We start from the raw sequence: 18129 nt of genomic DNA on the forward strand, positions 1-18129 counted from the left end.
TAAAGTTTATCTCGCAAAATGCGATAATTCATCTTCAATAGTCTTATTTATATCAGACCCGGCAAATTTTAATGCTTGAAAAATAGCATTTTTAACTGCCTTTGGACTACTTTTTCCATGGCTTATTATAACACACTCTTTAACACCAAGAAGCGGTGCTCCGCCATACTCATCATAGTCAATCTGAGTTTTTAAATTTTTAAATATACCTTTCATCAAAACTGCACCTAGCATCGCAAAAGGTGATTTTTTAACATTTTCTTTAATAATTTTTTTGATGGCGCTAGCCACGCCTTCACTTGTCTTGAGCAAGATATTACCAACAAAACCATCACATATTATCACATCCACGCTACCATCAAAAATTTGATGCCCTTCAACGTTTCCAACAAAGCTATCAAGCTTAGACATCATCAAGAACGCATCTTTTGTGACTTCGTTGCCTTTACAGTCTTCTTCACCGTTGCTAAGCAGTCCAACTTTTGGATTTTGGATTTTCATAATTTGTTTTGAGTATGCTTCGCCCATGACAGCAAACTGAAACAGATGTTCAGCTTTGCAATCCACATTGGCTCCAACATCTAAAACGAGAGTTTTTTTGCCTATACTTGTTGGCATAAGAGTAGCGATCGCCGGTCTTGCAACACTTTTTAGCCTACCTATTCTTAGAGTAGCTAAACTCATAGTAGCACCGCTGTGACCGGCTGAAACTACTGCTTTACATTCGCCATTTTTTACTAATTCTATAGCTTTAAATATACTGCTGTCTTTTCTTTTTAAAACATCAGTAGCACTTTCTCCCATAGAAAATACTTCGGTTGATTCTACAAAAGTTATAAACTTTTTGTAATTATCTGGTATAAGGGGCTTGATCTTTTGGATATCGCCGACTAAAACAGCATGAAACTCCTTTGTTTTTAGAGCATCGATCACGCCATTTACAATAGGATCCGGACCAAAATCCCCTCCCATAGCGTCTATTGCTATACTAATCATAGTATTTATCAATATTCGCCGGTTGTTTTATTCATACGATGTGGCATCTTCCAGCTACCGTCTTTATCTTTTACAGGCATAGGAAGAGTTACTTTATAATGAGTTCTACGTTTTGCTGCACGTGTATGACTCACTCTACGTTTAGGTACTGCCATTTTATTCTCCTTCTAAAATTTTACATTCATCACAGTAAAAATAGCCGCTTTTATAAGCTTCTATCTCACTTTTAAAAATTTCATCGATGTCAATCTCGCCATCATAAAATTCAATAGTATCACTAAGCACGTTATCTAAATCTTTATAAATACCGTTACTTAAATTTACAATTATATCTTCATCTAAATTTAAAATCAGATCTTTACCGCATCTATCACAATAGTGGTTTAATCTGCCAAAAATCTTTGCTTTACACTCTACCATTTGCGGATTATTTTTTCTAAAATTCCCAGTAAATTTAAGATCTTCATATATAACTTCAAATGGATATAGTGAAGTAGTTATTTTATCAAATGGTATTTTCAATGTTTATTCTTAAAAATTTAGCAAATTTCTCTTTTTGCGAAGAAAAACGCTATCTCTATAGCTGCATTTTCCAAGCTATCGCTTCCATGAACCGCATTTGCATCTATACTTTCTGCAAAGTCTGCTCTTATAGTGCCTTTAGCAGCTTCTTTTGGATTTGTAGCTCCCATAAGCTCACGATTTTTTGCAACCGCATTAGCACCTTCTAATACCATAACAACAACAGGTCCGCTAGTCATAAACTCAACTAATTCGCCATAAAACGGTCTAGCAGCATGAACTTCATAAAATTTTTTTGCATCTTCTGTGCTAAGTTGAACTTTTTTTACAGCCGCAATTCTTAATCCGTTGCTTTCAAATCTATCGATTATTTTACCGATAACGCCTTTTTTTACGGCATCAGGTTTGATTATAGATAAAGTTTGTTCCATTAAATCTCCTTCTCAATGATGGTTGAAATTTTTTACAGAACGGTGATTATATCAGATATTAACTTAAAAAAATAATAAAGCCACTTAAATGTGGCTTTATTATTTATGCGATAACTGGAGTTTGTGAATTTCTTAAGCTTGCGTCTATATCACTTCTGCTTGGCTGACCAGCTACTACTTCGCTCCAAACGATACAGCCATCAGTCGGACAGGCATCAGCACAAGCTGGAGTATCATTGTGACCTACGCACTCTACGCATTTATCTGCATAAACATAGTATGCATCCTCACCTGTCGGGTTATCACTATCATCAACTATAGCGCTCACTGGACACTCGTCAATGCAAGATCCACAGCTTATACATATATCTGTAATTTTTACTGCCATAAATATCTCCTGAATTTAGATTTAGTTTATAAGATTATCAAAATTTGACTAAAATATGACTTAATATACCATTTATTTATTTGACTTCACTGATGATGTCAAGCACGGACATTTGGGCTTTTTTATCTTTTATATCCACTCTAAAATAGATTTTAGCTAGTTTAAGATCTGAATTTTTTATTTTTACACTATCACCAAATGATGAATATCTAAGTCTTTTTGGATCTATACCATTACTTATAAGCATTTTTAAAACATTATAGGCTCTATCAGATCCTAATTTATAATCATCTAATTTGTTATCGTAGTCATTAGCAAATCCCCTGATCTCCACAGATACTGACTCTGGCATTTTATTTATTATCATAGAGATTATCTTTATGAAATTTATCATATCTGGATTATAAATTTCAGCACTTTTATCATCAAATTTAACGCCGGTAGGAAGATCTATAGCTACTTGATTTTCTGCTTGATCTAAAGAAACTTTATATCTTTCGTTATTTGTATTTTGCTGCTCTATCGTATTGTCGCTATTTTGCATAGCAATACCAGGACCATCAAACTGTTTTTCACTTTTTGAGTTTTTAGAACTCTCTTTTACGCCCTTAGAGTCTGGAAAATCAAATATCTTTATAATCTCAGTTTTTAGAGCTTCAACTTTTGCGGTATTTACGGCTGATATCGCGTAAAGTGCGATAAAAAGAGCAAGAAGAAGTGAAAGAAAGTCCGCGTACGGAACAGCCCATTTTTCACCAGCTGGACACTCCGGACATTTCTTTTTTTTAGCCATTTGTTTTCCTAATTAAACTGTGAAACTCTAGGTTCATTTTTATCTAAAAAGTTAAAGAGCTTAGCCTCTAAACTTCTTGGATTTGCGCCCTCAGCTATACCGACTAAAGCTTCTATTATCATAGTCTTTTCTTTTACTATATCTTTTGCGTTTCCAAGTATTTTTTGCCCCCATGGTCCAAAAAAAGCGTAAGACCCCATAATTCCAGTAACAGTTGCCGTAAATGCTCCTGCGATACCTGCTGCCATCGCTGCTGGATCATCTAGTAGTTGAAGGGCGAGCATAAGACCCATAACGGCTCCTACTAGCCCAAACGTAGGGCAGCTTTCGCCGGTTTTTATCCAAAAGTGTCCGCACTCATGATAATACTCTTCGGTTGTTTCTATGGCAAGCTCAAGATTTTCTTTTACCTCATCTATAGGCTGACCGTCAACTAGCATACTAAGTCCGGTTTTTAAAAACTCGTCATCTATCTGAGCGGCTTTTTGCTCTAATGAGAGAATTCCATTCTTACGAGCGAGAGTACTATACTCTACCATTTCTGATATACGCTTTGACATATCAACGCCAGAGCCTTTAAATGCGACTTTGAGCTCCTTAAATGCTGCCTTTACGTACTTTTTATTTGTAGCCGTAACAGCAGAAAACAGAGCTGTCGGGATAACGATCAAAACCGAACTTATGTGTATAACATGAAGCGGGTTTCCGCCTTCTAGTATATCACCCACAGATATACTAGTTATAGCAAGTACCATACCGAATATAGTTGATAAATCCATAAAATCCCCGATTGTTAAAATGGCTAATTATCGCATAAATAAGCAAAAAATTAACTTAATTTTAGCTTTAATACAAATAATTGCTTTAAATTTACTTTAAATCACCCCAGTTTTTAGCTATAGCCCAGTTAGCTATCAAAGGTACTTTTAGACTTACGGCGTTTTGCATAAGCTCTTTTACTTGAGATGCAAAAGGCTCTGCTTTTTCATCACGCACTTCAAAGATAAGCTCATCGTGAATTTGCAAAAGCAGTCTTGCATCATCATTAAGAAGATCTTGAACTCTGAGCATGGCTATTTTTATGATATCGGCTGCACTACCCTGAAACTTCGTATTTACTGCTTCTCTTTCGAACATCGCAAATTGCATAGGTGATGCATTTGAAAAATCAAACAGACGTTTTCTACCTAGTAAAGTTTCGATAAAACCATTGTTTTTAGCTGATGTTTTTAAGCTTTCTAAAAAATCTTTTATCGTTGAAAAAGCTTTAAAATATAGTTCGATATACTCTTTTGCACTTTTTTTATCGATCCCCAACTCGCCACTTAGTTTATTTGCTCCCATTCCGTAAATCAAACCGAAATTTATCGATTTTGCTATGGCTCTATTTTTAGGATTACTCTGTCCAAATATACTTATGGCCGTTCTTGCGTGGATATCCTCACCACTGAAAAACGCATTAAGCAAAGCCGGATCTTCACTAAAATGTGCCAGCAATCTAAGCTCTATCTGCGAATAATCAAGAGAGATGAAACTATACCCCTTTTTAGCTTCAAAAACAGATCTCATCTCTTTAGCAAGGCTTCCTCTAGCAGGTATATTTTGTAAATTCGGATTTTTACTAGAAAGCCTTCCGGTTGCTGTTCCAGTATGTATAAAATTCGTATAAACTCTATGATCTTCGTCTTTTATGGCTAAATTTAAAAGAGGTTCACAATACGTACTTTGAAGTTTATAAAGCTCCCTATAAACTAGTAATTTTTCTATGACGGCGTGAGTTTCTTTAAGCTCTAAAAGCACACTTTCATCGGTACTATATCCCGTCTTTGTCTTCTTTTTAGTAGGAAGCTTAAGATGTTCAAACAAGATAACGCCAAGCTGTTTAGTGGAGTTGATATTAAACTTTTCGCCGCAAAGCTCATAAATTTCAGAGGTTAAAGCTCTTAGCCGCTCGGCATTTTGCGCTATCAAATTTCTAAGCTTAAATGTATTTATACCGATACCATTACTCTCCATATCAAGCAAAACACGGATAAATTTAAACTCTATCTCATCTGCGATCTTTATCAAATTCTTATCCATAGTATTCATAAAAGTACGGTAAAATCTAAGAGTTATCCATGCATCTTCACTAGCGTATTTTAGTGCGTCTTCTAGATCTACACTCGCAAATGTTTCACCTTTTTTCACGATACTTTCAAATTTGATAGTATCATAATCGTAAAGTTTTTTTGCCAAATTATCCATACCTACGCTACTTTGCGGATCATTTAGCCAAGCTAGTATCATCGTATCTGCGTAATGTTTTGGCGGATTTAATCCAAAGTTATTTTTGATGATTCTAAAATCATATTTTAAATTTTGCCCAACTACAAAACCTTTGTAAATTTGACTTATAGCCCATTTTGCGCTGCTTATTGAAATTTGCTTTGGAGCGCCTAAATAACTATGATTTAAAGGTACATAATAGCTTTTTTCTAGGTTAAAACAAAAACTAAATCCGACTATTTTCGCAGTTTTTGCATCTATACTTGTGGTTTCAGTATCAAAGCTAATCAACGTATCTTCATCTATGCTTTGCAAAATTCGCTCAAGCTCGTTTTCGTCATTTAAAAGCGTAGGTTCAAAACTCATCTCTTTTACTTCATTTGATGATTTTAATGACGCCAAAAGCCTATTTAAAGAGTAGTCTTTTAAGGTTTGTGTAACTTTTATGAGTGGATTTTCTTTTGGAAATACAGCCTCATCTAAACTAGGCGTAGCAAGCCCGTCATATAAAGTAGCCAACCGCTTTGACACAAAGGCACTGTCTTTGCTCTCATACAACATATTTTTCATGCGTTCATTTCTGACTTGTGATAGATTATCATATAAAGTCTCTATGCTTCCAAATTCGTCAAGTAGCTTTTTAGCACCTTTTTCACCTATGCCTTTAACTCCTGGTATATTATCGGCGCTGTCGCCGCAAAGCGCTAAGAAATCTCTAACTTGCTCGGGATAAACACCGTATTTTTCATAGCAACCATCTCTATCATAAAGCTCTTTTTTTGCAGGAGAAAAAATGCTAACCCGGTCGTCTATTAGCTGATACAGATCTTTATCGTGAGTTACGACTCTGATCTGAAGATCTTTGTTTTTGTTATTTTTGATAAAACTTGCGATGATATCGTCTGCTTCATAGCCTTCTACTCTTAGGCTACAAAGCCCCATTTGTTCTATCATTTCTATACAAACTGGAAGTTGAGCTTTAAGATCCTCTGGCGGACTTACGCGATTTGCTTTATAGTTTGGATCTATCTCATTTCTAAATGTTTTGCCGCCACTATCAAGAGCAAAAACTATATAATCGCTTGGGAAGTCTTGTTTTAGGTTGTGAATAAAATTTGCAAAACCATGCACCATACCACTTGGTTTACCATCGCTACTTTTTAGTCCACTCATCGCGTAATAAAGCCTAAAGAAAAATCCAAATGTATCTATAATAGTAACTGTTTTCAACGTTTTCTCCTAAATTTATCACAAATCTTACAAAATCCAGCTGCTCGTTTTGCCATATTTTTAAATCCATAAAGAAGTACCAAACCTATGTAAGTACCAAAAAAATCTTCAAAGAAATATATAAAGCTCTTTTGTACTCCCAAATACGGCTCACTGATCAATAATCCACAAGATAAAAGAAACGCAAAAAATAAAAATAGCCACTTTTTGTATCTATTTATATCCCAAAAAAATCCTATGATAAATCCAGGTAGTAAGCACAAGATCGCATGCGTGATACAAACTAAAAGCAATAAAACTATAGCCATATCGTCCTCTTTTATAAAAGCATTTTAGCAGCTACGCTTATGATAGCGGTGTTTGATCTAAGGATATTTGGCGAGTTTAAAGCGTAACTTTTTGCAAATTTAGTTCGTTCAGCATCGCTAAATCCACCCTCGCTTCCTACAAAAAGTATCTCATTTTTAGAAGCCATATCTAAATTTACTCCACCAAAATCCACCAAACTCACGTTTTTATAAGCATTTAAAAGCTCACTTACACTAGCAAAAGTTTCAAATTTGATTATAGAATTTCTACCGCATTGCTCAGACGATCCTATCAAAATACGCTTAAATCTATCAAAATCAAGCTTTATATTTTTTTGTGAAAAATCAGTATAAACAAAAAGTATTTTTCTAACGCCTATTTCATTTAGGCTAGGCAAAGTTTTTTCTATCACGCTTGGCTGGACTACAGCCCACGCTAGGGTAAGATCACTTTCGTAATTTTTAGCAAGACTTTTAAAAACTAGCTCACAGACCGCTTTTCTACTAAATTCTTTTATTTCATAAAGATAGCTATAGCCGTCTTTTAAATTTCTTATATCTAAACGCTCACCTACGCTAACGCGCCTAGCTTTTAGGTGATTGAAATTATCGCCTTTTATCTCTAAGAAGTCATTTCCGGCATTTTCATCGTATAAAAATCTCAAAATAAAACTCCAATCAAAGTAGCAAAAACTACAAGAGCTATCTCGCACACTATTTTTACTAGCATAAATTTCTTAAATTTATCAAATTCCTTTGTAACTTTGACTCTTTTTAATCTTTTAAATCCTATAGCTCCAAGCGGGATCAAAGCAATCCAGCAAAATATCATAATCCAAACAGAAATTCCTACACTAAAATGCGTAATAGCCAAATTCAAAATGCCGGTAAAAAACACAAAAGCCATAAAAAGATAGTAAGTAGGTAAAAAATACATAAGCCTTTTTATATAAGCAAATTTAGCCGTGTCACCTACAAAAACGAGTAAAATATGAAGTATCAGTAGCCCAAAAAGCACCTTTATAAAAAGCAGGTGCAAATTTAGACTCATTTCATAAACTTCACTCATAACTCACTCCGCTACTGGAGATGGCGGAAAATCTTTATCTATGGTGATGTTTGCATCGCTTTTTGCGATAGGCACATCAGGCGGGGGCGTAGTTTGATTTATATCTATAGATATAGGTTGTTTTTCGTCATTAGAACAGCTTACTAAAAATAGAGCTAAAAATAGCAATAAAACTTTCACTAACACTCCTTTGGATTGGTAAATTTAACACCGTTTTTTAAATTTTCATAAAAGTCTTGTTCATCCCATTCTTCTTTGATACCGTCGCTAAAAATGATATCTTCTAAGTTTATCTTACCCATATTTGGATTATAAGCATCTTCTCTAAAACACTGCGCGTAACCAGATGCTGTTTCATGCACGATGATGCTATGAAGCTTTACGCCCTTTTCTCCGTTTATCATATCAGTAAGCTCTAAAAGCCTGTCAATGAGAACGAAAAACACCCTGCTAAACTGCTCGGCGCTTGGATTAAAAGGTAGTTCTATCCAACGACGCGAATGCCTTTTTATATCGTTTTTATACCCAATGTCATCTTTTGCATAAAGCGTAGTACTGTGATCAAAACTATCAATTATGGTTTTGATACCTTGTTTCATAAGTCCGAAATCATAAACCATTTCAGCGTTATCAAGATAGTTTGAGCTTAGCAACACTTCACATTTATAACTATGGCCGTGGATACTTTCCTTGCATCTTTTTGAGCTACAAAATCTAACTATATGAGCATTTTCATAATCATACAATTTTCTAATAATCATAAATTTCCTACGTAGTTTTAAGTTATTTTATCCAATCTTTTATTAAATTTAAAGTATTTATTTATGAGTTATCTGAATTTAGCTATTTAAATTCAGATACGAGTTTTTATTGTTTTAGACTATTTTTTGGTCTAATATCAAATTTTATCCATTTACTCTTTGGAATTCTTTCATAAATTCTATCAAAGTTTCTACTTCTTTTTGAGAAACTGCGTTGTATATCGAAGCTCTAAGCCCCCCAAGAAGTCTATGTCCTTTTAGTCCTATCATAGAGTTTTGCTCTGCTTCTTTTACAAATTTAGCATCAAGTTCGGTACTAGGCGTAGTAAAGCTTACGTTCATAAGCGATCTTGAGCCTTGTTTTGCGTGAGCTTTATAAAAGTCTGAGTTGTCTATAAAACCGTAAAGTGTGCTAGCTTTTTTCTTGTTAGCAGCATTTATAGCGTTTAGTCCACCTTGATCTTTTATCCAGTCTAAAACTAGATCAAACATATATATACCAAACGTACAAGGCGTATTTGCCAAAGAGTTTGCTTCTATCTGAGTCGTATAACGAAGAGGAGTCGGGACGCTATCTTTTACTCTGCTAGCTAAATCTTTGCGGATTATAACGATGGTTATACCAGCAGGTCCTGCATTTTTTTGAGCTCCACCGTAAAACATACCGATATTTTTTGAGTTAAAGTCGATCTCACGGCTTAAAAGATCACTGCTGCTATCTACTACTAATGGGCATTTTGTAGTTGGAATTTCATCGTATTGCGTACCGTAGATCGTATTGTTTGAACATATATATCCATAGTCTGCATTGTCGCTAAATTTGATATTTTGTGGAATTCTATCAAATTTAGTATCTTCGCTTGATGCTACAACTTCATAGTTTATATTTTGAATTTTTGCCTCTTTTATAGCTTTTGTAGTCCAAACGCCAGTATTAACGTACTGTGCTACTCCGCCATTATATAAATTCATCGGAACTTGGGCAAACTGTAAAGTCGCTCCGCCTTGTAAAAATAATACGGCATAATCGTCATTTAAGCCGTAAAATTTTTTTACTTTAGCTATGGCATTGTTGTGAAGTTCATCAAAGACTTTTCCCCTATGGCTTACTTCCATTATGCTAAATCCCATACCTTTGTAGCTTATAAACTCATCTCTTGCTCTTTCTAAAACACTAAGTGGCAAGGCACTAGGTCCTGCACTGAAATTTAAAACTCTGTTCATTTTATACCTTTCTAAGATTTTATTATTGCTTGTTTTTGTGCATTTTGCGAGTAAAGTTTTACAACATCATCTTTTTTTAGCTTTTCAAGTGAGATTAATTTACCATCTTTTTCTATTTGAACCATATTTTTTGTGGCTTTAAAAAACTGTTCGCGCTCATAAAATATCAGTTCAAACTCTCTTAATTTATGCGTCTGATTTACCAGTTTTGATTGCACTATATTGTTTAAATTTGACTTTTTATTTTCTAAGCTTATGGCTAATTTTTCTATCTTTTGGCTTAGTGCTTGATTTTTTAAATTTAATATTTTTAAATCCAAAGTATTTTGGCATTCTTGTACTTTTTGATTTACACAGTTTGTTAAAGTGTCAAATGCCATATCTAAACCTTGCATTAAATTTAACTCATCAGGTAAAAGATCCATCATCGCAGCTGTTGGAGTAAGGCTTCTGTGGTCACTCACAAAGTCGCTTATGCTATAGTCTATTTCGTGTCCGATAGCTGAGATAAGTGGAGTTTGCAAAGCAAATATAGTTCTTGCCAAACTCTCGTCATTAAAGCACCAAAGATCTTCTTTGCTTCCGCCGCCTCTTGCTAAAACTAAAGCGTCAAAACCCATTTTATCAACTTTATTAAGCACATTTATGATGTTTTCAGCGGCATTTTCGCCTTGAACTAAAGTGTTAAATGCTACAAACTCGCACAGCTTAAATCTTGATCCTATGACTTTTAGCATATCTTGGTAGGCTGCTGAAGTAAGGCTAGTGATGAGAGCTACTTTTTTGGGAAATTTAGGGAGAGATTTTTTAAATTTGAGATCGAAAAGTCCTTCTCGCTCTAATTTTTCTTTTAGCTGATTAAATGCAAGCTCAAGCTCACCAATCCCCTCAGGTAGCATTTTATTTGCTAAAAGCTGGTAGCTTCCACTTGGCGGATAAATAGTTAGTTTTCCTTGCAGTGTGACTTTTAGCCCGTCTTTTACATCAAATTTGACTGATTGGTTGCTAAATTTATACATAGCGGCACTTATGACGCTTTTTTCATCTTTTAAGCTAAAATACCAATGCCCAGAGCTGTGTTTTATAAGTCTAGAAATTTCCCCAGTGACTTCAACAAAGCTAAAGTGGGTTTCTAGTAGAGTTTTGGCTTGTTCATTTAGTTCACTAACAGTCATTTATTTTACTTTTTTTGCTACGAAGAGCGTGCTGACTTCAAAGCTATAGCCTTTGCAGATTTCTACTTCAAATCCGGCTTCTTCAAGCAAGGCACAAAAAGCCGTTTTATCCAAAAAGTTTTCTATGCTGCTCGGTAAATATTTGTAAGCTTCTTCATTTTTGCTGATGAGAGCGCCTATTTTTGGTAATATCTTGCTCAGATAGAAATCTCTTATTTTTGATATAAATCCGCTATTTTGACGTTTTGTAAATTCCAATACAGCGACGTATCCACCTGGTTTTAATATCCTGTTAAACTCATTTAACGCCTCTTTTAGCTCGACTACGTTTCTTATACCATAGCTGATACTTACTATGTCCGCAAAGTCGTTTGGCAGCGAAGTTTTGTTTGCAAATGCGGTTATAAAGTTGTAGTTTGGAAATTTTTCTTTGGCGACTTCAAGCATCCCGGTGCTCGGATCAACTCCAGTCATAGAAGAAATTTTTATACTTTTTTTCTTTGCCATTTGCTCCCAAATACCCATCATATCGCCTGTTCCGCATGCAACATCTACTATATTTATATCACTGGTTTTTAGCTTATCCAGTAAGATTTCACATGCGTTTTTTCTCCAGCTTATATCAACTCCAAAGCTAAGAACTCTGTTTGCTTTGTCATAAGTCGGCGCTATTTGGTTGAACATTTCTATTATTTTTTCTTGTTTTTCCACTTAAATTTCCTTCTGATAATAAACCTTCAAATTTCTTGATAATTTATGTAAATTTTTTATGATATTTTTGGATTTTTTAGCTATTTTTTTGTTTGATTTTTTGATTTGAGAATTTATATTTTTGTTAAAAGTATCTAAATTTTGACTAGATTTTAGATCAAATTTGATGTCCAAAAATACCTTGCATTCTGAAATAAATTTATATATTTTTATTATTTTATCTGTTTGTTTAAGGAGCTTGCTCTCGCATTTTATCATAAATAAATCCTCGAAGTATCCTAAAAAAACATTTAGTTTTTTACACTCAGAGAATGTATTTTTGGAGTTTTGACTTCTTAGGCTTTTTATGACTTTTAGACTAAGTTTTCTAAGATTATACGCGACACTTGATTTTATAAGAATTCTATAGTTGCTTGATACGTAAAAATCATTTTCGTCGCTAAGCACGATTTCCCACTCTTTTATTAGCTCATCAAAACCTTCAGAGCTAAGACATAGTCTTATCTCATCTTCTAGAATTTGCCTTTTTGTGATAAATGCTTTTTCTAACTCAAATCCGGCGGCTCCGGCGCATTCAAGGGCATAATTTAGCTCTATCAAATTTGATATTTTAGAATGTAAAATTTCAAATTCGTTTATAAATTTACTTACGACTTTTTCATCTATTACATTTGTAAAAGTTTCTAAGAAAAATAGAGTTTTTTCCATATCAAAACAGAGCTTTTCAAGTGAGTTTTTATCTTTTGATTTTAGGTAGCTTAAGTTGTTTTTTAGCATAGATCTGCAAATTTGGAAAAGTACCATTCTAATGGCGTCGTAAGTGCTTATAGATGAAGCAAAAAATAGCTTGAATTCGCCCAGTTTTTCTATAAGTTTTAGTGAGTTTTTATAGTTGAATTTAAAATCTGGCTTTCCAAAAAGTGCTAAATTTCTATCTGTGTAATTTTCATCCTCTGTTACCTCTTTTAAGACACGGTTTTGTAAGAACTCAGGCAACATAAACTCATTTGCATCATCTCTTGTCATAAATTCTATCTCAAATATAAAAAGTCCGCAAAGCTCGTCTTTATAGATATCTATGCTACAAGGCTGATTATTTAGTTTAAAGCTAAATCTGCTTTTTGATATACGTGGATAAACTCCACAATCTAAAGCGGCTTCAAACTCTTTTTTTGATATTGGCTCTTGTTTCTCTTCTTTTATGAGACCTTTTTTGATCGTTTTTGTTTTAGTATAAAGATCTGCGACTTTTTTAAATTTTATCTCTTCGTTTGATGAAATTTTTGTGTAAAATTGCAAGATGTCTATTTGTTTAAACTCTGCACCGTCCTCTTTTAGAGCTGGTTGTAACGGTTCATCAAGTAAAAATTTACGTTTTATTTCCAAAACCAAAGCTAGTCCTTATTTTTTATAAAAACGCAAACATTTTAACTAAAATCTACTAAAACATAGCTTTATATGCGGTTCGTCATTCAGAACTATTTAACGCCCGTAATTGTATAATTACGCTAAATTTTGTTTTTTGGAGACGGGCTTGAAAAAGATCTTGCTAATTATTTTAGCGTTTGTTTTGGTGTTTTTGGGTTATAAATTTTATGAAAAACAAAATGCCCCTGATACCAAAGTTTCCGTATTTTACGGAAATGTGGATACAAAAACGGTTGATCTTGCTTTTAGATTTTTAGGTAAGATAGAAAAGATAAGCAAAAAAGAAGGATTAAGTGTTCAAAAAGGCGAAGATATCGTATTTATGGATGATTCGTATCTTAGAAACTCTTTTTTAAATTTGCAAACAAAGATTAAACTTGAAGAGATAAATTTAGAAAAATTAAAATCAGGCTATAGGGTTGAAGAGATAGAACAAGCAAAAGCAAAATACGAAATGGCTATGGCAAATTTAAAAGAAGCGCAAAACACTTTTGATAGACAAAAGAAGCTCATGCAAGCAAACGCTACTTCAAAAGAGATATTTATGAACTCGCAAACTACGCTTGAAGCGATGAGAGCAAATTTGAACTTATCTAAAGCAAATTACGAGCAGTTAAAAAACGGTTACCGAAAAGAGGATATTTTGGCTCAGAGTGAGCTTGTAAATTCCCTAAAGATACAGCTACAAAGCGTAGAGTTAGACTTAAATAATTCAGTTTTAAAATCCCCTTACGATGGCGTTTTGCAAAAAATTTACAAAGAAGCAGGAAGTATGGCAGGAGCAAACGAGCCAGTTGTAGAGATAGCTAGAATGGATAAGTTTTTCATAAGGGCTTATATAGACGAGCCTCGTCTTGGAAGTCTTAAACTCGGGGCAAAAATGAGAGTTTTTAGTGACGCAAAAAAAGAGCCTTATGAAGGATACGTGAGTTTTATTTCAAGTGTTGCGGAATTTACTCCAAAACATATCCAAACACAAGAGCTTAGAGCTGATCTTGTTTATAAATTTGAAGTTACTTTGAGTGACGCAGATGAAAGGATAAAACAAGGAATGCCAGTACATATTAAATTCGGCGATGATAAAAGCAACTGATCTCTCAAAAGTTTTTCATAAACCGCTCACTAAAGCTTTAAGTGAGTTAAACTTTAGCGCTACTTGTGGGATAACTGGGATAGTAGGACCTGATGGTGCAGGAAAGACTACTCTTCTTAGACTATGCGCCGGACTTTTAAGCCCAAGTAGTGGAGAGCTAGAAGTGCTAGGAGGCAAGATGAGCTCTCAGGAGTTTTTAGATAATATAGGTTATATGCCACAAATGTTCGGACTTTACGGTGATCTTAGCTGTGAAGAAAATCTAAAACTTTATGCAAAACTCAAAGGTATAAAAAACCCAAACGATAGAATAAACGAGCTGCTTGAATTTACGAATTTAAAGCAGTTCAAAGATAGACTTGCAAGTAGTTTGAGCGGTGGAATGAAGCAAAAACTCGCATTTGGCGTGACACTCTTAAAAAAGCCTAAATTGCTTTTATTGGACGAACCAGGAGTAGGTGTAGATCCTATATCTAGAGCGGAGCTTTGGGATATGGCAAGAAGTCTAAATGACGTTTGCATACTTTGGGCTACTTCATATCTTGATGAAGCTAGCTTGTGCGATAAAGTCATACTTTTAAACAAGGGTCAAATTCTATATGATGATAGTCCAAAAAAGATAGATCTTATACTTGAAAATAGGGTGTTTTTGGCTAGAACTAAAGTAGATAAAAGAGAGCTTTTAACAAAACTTTTGGAGTATGAAAATGTGCTTGATGCTTATCTGATAGGACAAGATATTAAATTTATACTAAAAACAAAAGATAAGGTATTTTTTGATGATTTTAAAGATGTTAAATTTAAAAGTATTAAACCGAATTTTGAAGATGCTTTCATAGACATACTAAAAATAAAAACAAAAGCTCATTCAGAGCTTAGCAAAGTCTTAACACCAGCTCGTAAGACAGATGGTTTTGCTGTGCAAGCTATAAATTTGACCAAGAAATTTGGTTCATTTGTAGCTACAAATAATGTAAGTTTTGAGATAAAAAGTGGTGAGATATTTGGATTTTTAGGACCAAATGGAGCAGGAAAATCAACTACCTTTAAGATGATATGCGGACTTTTAGCAAGAAGCAGCGGAGAGTCTTTAATATATGAAAAAGATATAAATGATATGAAAGGCGCCATAGGATATATGGCTCAAAAGTTTTCTTTATACGGAAATTTAGGTCTTAAAGATAACCTTGAGTTTTTTGCTGGACTTTATGGTCTAAAAGGAAAACAAAAGAGTGAGAAAATAGCTTCTATGATAGAAATTTTCGGTTTAAAACCGTACTTAGAAAACAAAGTAGATGAGCTAAGTCTTGGGCTAAAACAGCGTTTGGCACTTTCTTGCTCGCTTATGCACTCGCCGCTTGTGTTGTTTTTAGACGAGGCGACAAGCGGTGTTGATCCTATCACTAGAAAAGAGTTTTGGAGACATATAAATGCTATCTCAAAGCTGGGCATTAGCGTTATGATCACGACTCATCTTATGGATGAGGCTGAACTTTGCGATAGGATCATGATCATAAATAAAGGAACTTGTATAGCAGTAGGAACGCCAAGTGAGATAAAATCTAAATTTGGAGATGATATCAGTATGCAAGAGGCGTTTATCAGACTTGTAAAGGGTTCAAATGAGCTTTAAAAGGATTTTTGCTCTGGCATTAAAAGAGAGTTTACAAGCTCTTCGTGATCCTAGCACGGCTCTTATCGCTCTACTTTTACCGCTTATTTTGCTATTTTTAATGGGTTACGCCGTATCTTTAGACGCAAAAAATATACCTTTTGGCTTGGTGAGTTTTAGTGGTTCTAAAGATGCAAAAGAGATAACGTCTAAATTTAGCGCTTCAAATTTTTTTGATACTAAAATGAGCTATGATAAAAATGAGCTAATAAAAGATCTAGAAACAGGCAAGATAAGTGGATTTTTGGTTATAGACGATGATAAAAGTGGCTTGAAATTCCAAATTATCACTGATGGAAGCGAACCAAATAGTGCAAATTTGATAAAACAATATGCAAGCAGTATTATATCATCAAAAAATACTATAGACAGCAGGTTTTGGTTTAATGAAAAGCTATCAAGTAGATATTTTTTGATACCTGGATCCATAGCTGTGATTATGACATTAATAGGTACGCTTCTTACTTCTCTTATAGTTGCTAAAGAGTGGGAGAGAGGGACTATGGAGCTACTTATGACCACTCCTTTATCGAATTTAGAAATAATTTTAGGTAAGCTCATACCGTATTTTGTTTTGGCGATGCTTTCTGTGCTTATATGCTTTTTTGTGGCATATTTTTGGTATGAAATCCCTTTTCGTGGCAGTATTTTTATACTTTTTCTACTAAGTTTTATCTATCTTTTTCCGGCACTTTGTATAGGACTGCTTATATCTACTTTGGCTAAAAATCAGTTTGTAGCAGCTCAAGTCTCCATACTCGTAGGATTTCTACCTGCGTTTTTGTTATCTGGATTTATATTTGAGATAAATAATATGCCAAATTTGTTGCAATATGTCGCAAAAGTAGTTCCGGCGACTTATTTTGTAAGCTCTTTGGGAAATATATTTTTAGTTGGAGATAGCTATGAGATATTTATCAAAGATGCTTTATGTATGCTTTTGATAGGATCTGTGCTGTTTGCATTTGTGATTTTGAAGTCTAAAAGGAGGCTGGATTGAGACTACTTGCACTCATCAAAAAAGAGGCTTTGGCTATAAGAAATGATAGGCGAAGTATGTTTGTCATCATCGTACCGCCTCTTTTGCAGATACTGATTTTTGCATTTTCTGTTACACTTGAAGTTAAGAATTTAAATTTGGCTATTTTAAATTTAGATGGTTCAAGCTACGCTAAAGAGGTTATCACAAAGCTTGAGAGTGCTAAATTTATAAAAAGCATAACAATGGTAAAAAGCTATGAAGAAGGTAAAAGACTGATCACAAATCAAAAAGTTTTAGCATTTTTAGTGATACCAAAAAACTTTAGTAAGGGTGAAAACTTAGCGCTCGTGATGGATGGGAGGTATTCAAACTCTGCTCAGATAGCAAATGGCTATATTGAGCAAGCTATTTCTGGTTTAAGCATAGATGCGAGAAATTTTTATAACCCAAATTTAGATAATTTTTGGTGGATAGTTCCGAATTTATCGTGTTCTATCCTTATGGTAATGTCTATAGTTTTAACATCTCTTAGTATATCAAGAGAGCGAGAAGTAGGCACTTTTGATCAGATCATAGTTTCGCCTTTGAGCTCATTTGAGATACTTCTTGGGAAACTTTTACCTGCATTTTTGATAAGTTTGGCTTTATCAAGCGTAGTTTTGTTTATAGCGTATTTTTTCTTTAAAGTGCCTATAGTGGGTTCTTTATGGCTTTTGTATCTAGGGACTGCTATTTTTATATTTTGCGTGTGTAGTATCGGGCTTTTTATATCCGTATTTTCAAATACGCAACAACAAGCCATACTAGGAGCTTTTGTATTTTTACTTCCTTCGTTTATGCTTTCTGGGTTTGCTACACCGATAGAAAATATGCCTTCATGGCTTCAGCCAGTTAGTTACTTCGTACCGCTAACTTATCACATAACTTTTGTGAAAGGCGTACTTTTAAAAGATATAAGTTTTACGCAGTCTTTAGAGTATATCTTGCCTATGGCTGTTTTTGGTATAGTTATTTTTATGATAACTTTGATATTTTTTAGAAGAAGCATTCTAAGATAGATGATCCGACTTTTGTCGGA

The 18129-nt window shown here is 34.2% G+C and carries 21 protein-coding genes; 4 read left to right on the forward strand and 17 right to left on the reverse strand.

Annotated features, from left to right (window positions below; genetic code table 11):
* Positions 1-6: 6 nt before the first annotated feature.
* The 17 genes from plsX to CHHT_RS01245 form a co-directional block, all read right to left on the reverse strand.
* Positions 7-996 (reverse strand): phosphate acyltransferase PlsX, encoded by a 990-nt coding sequence (gene plsX, locus CHHT_RS01165; protein WP_034962587.1) that lies wholly within the window; start codon positions 994-996, stop codon positions 7-9.
* 8 nt (positions 997-1004) lie between these two features.
* On the reverse strand, positions 1005-1151 hold the full coding sequence (rpmF, locus tag CHHT_RS01170; RefSeq protein WP_034962527.1) for a 50S ribosomal protein L32: 147 nt from the start codon (positions 1149-1151) through the stop codon (positions 1005-1007).
* A 1-nt stretch (position 1152) separates the two neighbouring features.
* A complete protein-coding gene (locus CHHT_RS01175; RefSeq protein ID WP_034962526.1) occupies positions 1153-1518 on the reverse strand; it encodes a hypothetical protein in 366 nt (121 codons plus the stop codon).
* Between the two features lie 17 nt (positions 1519-1535).
* Positions 1536-1949 carry a nucleoside-diphosphate kinase gene (ndk, locus tag CHHT_RS01180; RefSeq protein WP_034962525.1) on the reverse strand — a complete coding sequence of 138 codons (414 nt, stop codon included), beginning with the start codon at positions 1947-1949 and terminating at the stop codon, positions 1536-1538.
* A gap of 103 nt (positions 1950-2052) precedes the next feature.
* Complete coding sequence (locus CHHT_RS01185) at positions 2053-2337, reverse strand: DUF362 domain-containing protein (protein ID WP_034962524.1); 285 nt, start codon at positions 2335-2337, stop codon at positions 2053-2055.
* Between the two features lie 76 nt (positions 2338-2413).
* Entirely contained in the window at positions 2414-3130 is a 717-nt protein-coding gene (gene motB, locus CHHT_RS01190) for a flagellar motor protein MotB (protein ID WP_034962523.1), read from the reverse strand.
* 8 nt (positions 3131-3138) lie between these two features.
* Positions 3139-3909, reverse strand: a complete 771-nt coding sequence (gene motA, locus CHHT_RS01195) for a flagellar motor stator protein MotA (RefSeq protein WP_034962522.1) — start codon at positions 3907-3909, stop codon at positions 3139-3141.
* 91 nt (positions 3910-4000) lie between these two features.
* Positions 4001-6628 carry a DNA polymerase I gene (gene polA / locus CHHT_RS01200; RefSeq protein ID WP_034962521.1) on the reverse strand — a complete coding sequence of 876 codons (2628 nt, stop codon included), beginning with the start codon at positions 6626-6628 and terminating at the stop codon, positions 4001-4003.
* Positions 6625-6936: a hypothetical protein gene (locus CHHT_RS01205; RefSeq protein ID WP_034962520.1), complete on the reverse strand. Its 312-nt coding sequence runs from the start codon at positions 6934-6936 to the stop codon at positions 6625-6627. The genes polA and CHHT_RS01205 overlap by 4 nt, the downstream gene beginning before the upstream one ends.
* Positions 6937-6947: 11 nt before the next feature.
* Positions 6948-7601, reverse strand: coding sequence for a 16S rRNA (uracil(1498)-N(3))-methyltransferase (locus tag CHHT_RS01210; RefSeq protein ID WP_034962519.1), 654 nt, complete (start codon positions 7599-7601; stop codon positions 6948-6950).
* Positions 7598-8005, reverse strand: coding sequence for a hypothetical protein (locus CHHT_RS01215; protein ID WP_034962518.1), 408 nt, complete (start codon positions 8003-8005; stop codon positions 7598-7600). The genes CHHT_RS01210 and CHHT_RS01215 overlap by 4 nt, the downstream gene beginning before the upstream one ends.
* A 3-nt stretch (positions 8006-8008) precedes the next feature.
* Positions 8009-8185: a hypothetical protein gene (locus CHHT_RS01220; RefSeq protein ID WP_230937487.1), complete on the reverse strand. Its 177-nt coding sequence runs from the start codon at positions 8183-8185 to the stop codon at positions 8009-8011.
* The gene (locus CHHT_RS01225) at positions 8185-8766 is read right to left on the reverse strand and encodes a 6-pyruvoyl trahydropterin synthase family protein (protein ID WP_034962517.1); all 582 of its coding nucleotides are present in this window, start codon (positions 8764-8766) and stop codon (positions 8185-8187) included. The genes CHHT_RS01220 and CHHT_RS01225 overlap by 1 nt, the downstream gene beginning before the upstream one ends.
* 144 nt (positions 8767-8910) lie before the next feature.
* Complete coding sequence (serC, locus tag CHHT_RS01230) at positions 8911-9990, reverse strand: 3-phosphoserine/phosphohydroxythreonine transaminase (RefSeq protein ID WP_034962516.1); 1080 nt, start codon at positions 9988-9990, stop codon at positions 8911-8913.
* An 11-nt stretch (positions 9991-10001) separates the two neighbouring features.
* Positions 10002-11165, reverse strand: a complete 1164-nt coding sequence (gene xseA / locus CHHT_RS01235; protein WP_034962515.1) for an exodeoxyribonuclease VII large subunit — start codon at positions 11163-11165, stop codon at positions 10002-10004.
* Positions 11166-11876: a bifunctional demethylmenaquinone methyltransferase/2-methoxy-6-polyprenyl-1,4-benzoquinol methylase UbiE gene (ubiE, locus tag CHHT_RS01240; RefSeq protein WP_034962514.1), complete on the reverse strand. Its 711-nt coding sequence runs from the start codon at positions 11874-11876 to the stop codon at positions 11166-11168.
* Positions 11877-13262, reverse strand: coding sequence for a CYTH domain-containing protein (locus tag CHHT_RS01245; protein WP_141079407.1), 1386 nt, complete (start codon positions 13260-13262; stop codon positions 11877-11879). It abuts the gene before it with no gap.
* Positions 13263-13410: 148 nt separating this feature from the next.
* Here CHHT_RS01245 and CHHT_RS01250 point away from each other — a divergent pair, with 148 nt between their 5' ends.
* Genes CHHT_RS01250 through CHHT_RS01265 form a run of 4 tightly spaced genes read left to right on the forward strand, consistent with a single transcriptional unit; the run spans position 13411 to position 18109 of the window.
* The gene (locus tag CHHT_RS01250) at positions 13411-14397 is read left to right on the forward strand and encodes an HlyD family secretion protein (protein WP_034962511.1); all 987 of its coding nucleotides are present in this window, start codon (positions 13411-13413) and stop codon (positions 14395-14397) included.
* Positions 14381-16030: an ATP-binding cassette domain-containing protein gene (locus CHHT_RS01255; RefSeq protein WP_034962509.1), complete on the forward strand. Its 1650-nt coding sequence runs from the start codon at positions 14381-14383 to the stop codon at positions 16028-16030. The genes CHHT_RS01250 and CHHT_RS01255 overlap by 17 nt, the downstream gene beginning before the upstream one ends.
* A complete protein-coding gene (locus CHHT_RS01260) occupies positions 16020-17069 on the forward strand; it encodes an ABC transporter permease (protein WP_034962508.1) in 1050 nt (349 codons plus the stop codon). The genes CHHT_RS01255 and CHHT_RS01260 overlap by 11 nt, the downstream gene beginning before the upstream one ends.
* Complete coding sequence (locus CHHT_RS01265) at positions 17066-18109, forward strand: ABC transporter permease (protein WP_064019611.1); 1044 nt, start codon at positions 17066-17068, stop codon at positions 18107-18109. The genes CHHT_RS01260 and CHHT_RS01265 overlap by 4 nt, the downstream gene beginning before the upstream one ends.
* Positions 18110-18129 lie beyond the last annotated feature (20 nt).

Source organism: Campylobacter hyointestinalis subsp. hyointestinalis, from assembly GCF_013372145.1.
GTDB classification, from domain to species: Bacteria; Campylobacterota; Campylobacteria; order Campylobacterales; family Campylobacteraceae; genus Campylobacter; species Campylobacter hyointestinalis.

Excerpts from the sequence above, each read along its gene's own strand:
- xseA (WP_034962515.1), bottom strand. The coding sequence starts at position 11,165 with ATGACTGTTAGTGAACTAAATGAACAAGCCAAAACTCTACTAGAAACC.
- plsX (WP_034962587.1), bottom strand. The coding sequence starts at position 996 with ATGATTAGTATAGCAATAGACGCTATGGGAGGGGATTTTGGTCCGGAT.
- CHHT_RS01185 (WP_034962524.1), bottom strand. The coding sequence starts at position 2,337 with ATGGCAGTAAAAATTACAGATATATGTATAAGCTGTGGATCTTGCATT.
- serC (WP_034962516.1), bottom strand. The coding sequence starts at position 9,990 with ATGAACAGAGTTTTAAATTTCAGTGCAGGACCTAGTGCCTTGCCACTT.
- CHHT_RS01205 (WP_034962520.1), bottom strand. The coding sequence starts at position 6,936 with ATGGCTATAGTTTTATTGCTTTTAGTTTGTATCACGCATGCGATCTTG.
- CHHT_RS01260 (WP_034962508.1), top strand. The coding sequence starts at position 16,020 with ATGAGCTTTAAAAGGATTTTTGCTCTGGCATTAAAAGAGAGTTTACAA.
- rpmF (WP_034962527.1), bottom strand. The coding sequence starts at position 1,151 with ATGGCAGTACCTAAACGTAGAGTGAGTCATACACGTGCAGCAAAACGT.
- CHHT_RS01255 (WP_034962509.1), top strand. The coding sequence starts at position 14,381 with ATGATAAAAGCAACTGATCTCTCAAAAGTTTTTCATAAACCGCTCACT.
- motA (WP_034962522.1), bottom strand. The coding sequence starts at position 3,909 with ATGGATTTATCAACTATATTCGGTATGGTACTTGCTATAACTAGTATA.
- motB (WP_034962523.1), bottom strand. The coding sequence starts at position 3,130 with ATGGCTAAAAAAAAGAAATGTCCGGAGTGTCCAGCTGGTGAAAAATGG.
- CHHT_RS01215 (WP_034962518.1), bottom strand. The coding sequence starts at position 8,005 with ATGAGTGAAGTTTATGAAATGAGTCTAAATTTGCACCTGCTTTTTATA.
- CHHT_RS01225 (WP_034962517.1), bottom strand. The coding sequence starts at position 8,766 with ATGATTATTAGAAAATTGTATGATTATGAAAATGCTCATATAGTTAGA.
- ndk (WP_034962525.1), bottom strand. The coding sequence starts at position 1,949 with ATGGAACAAACTTTATCTATAATCAAACCTGATGCCGTAAAAAAAGGC.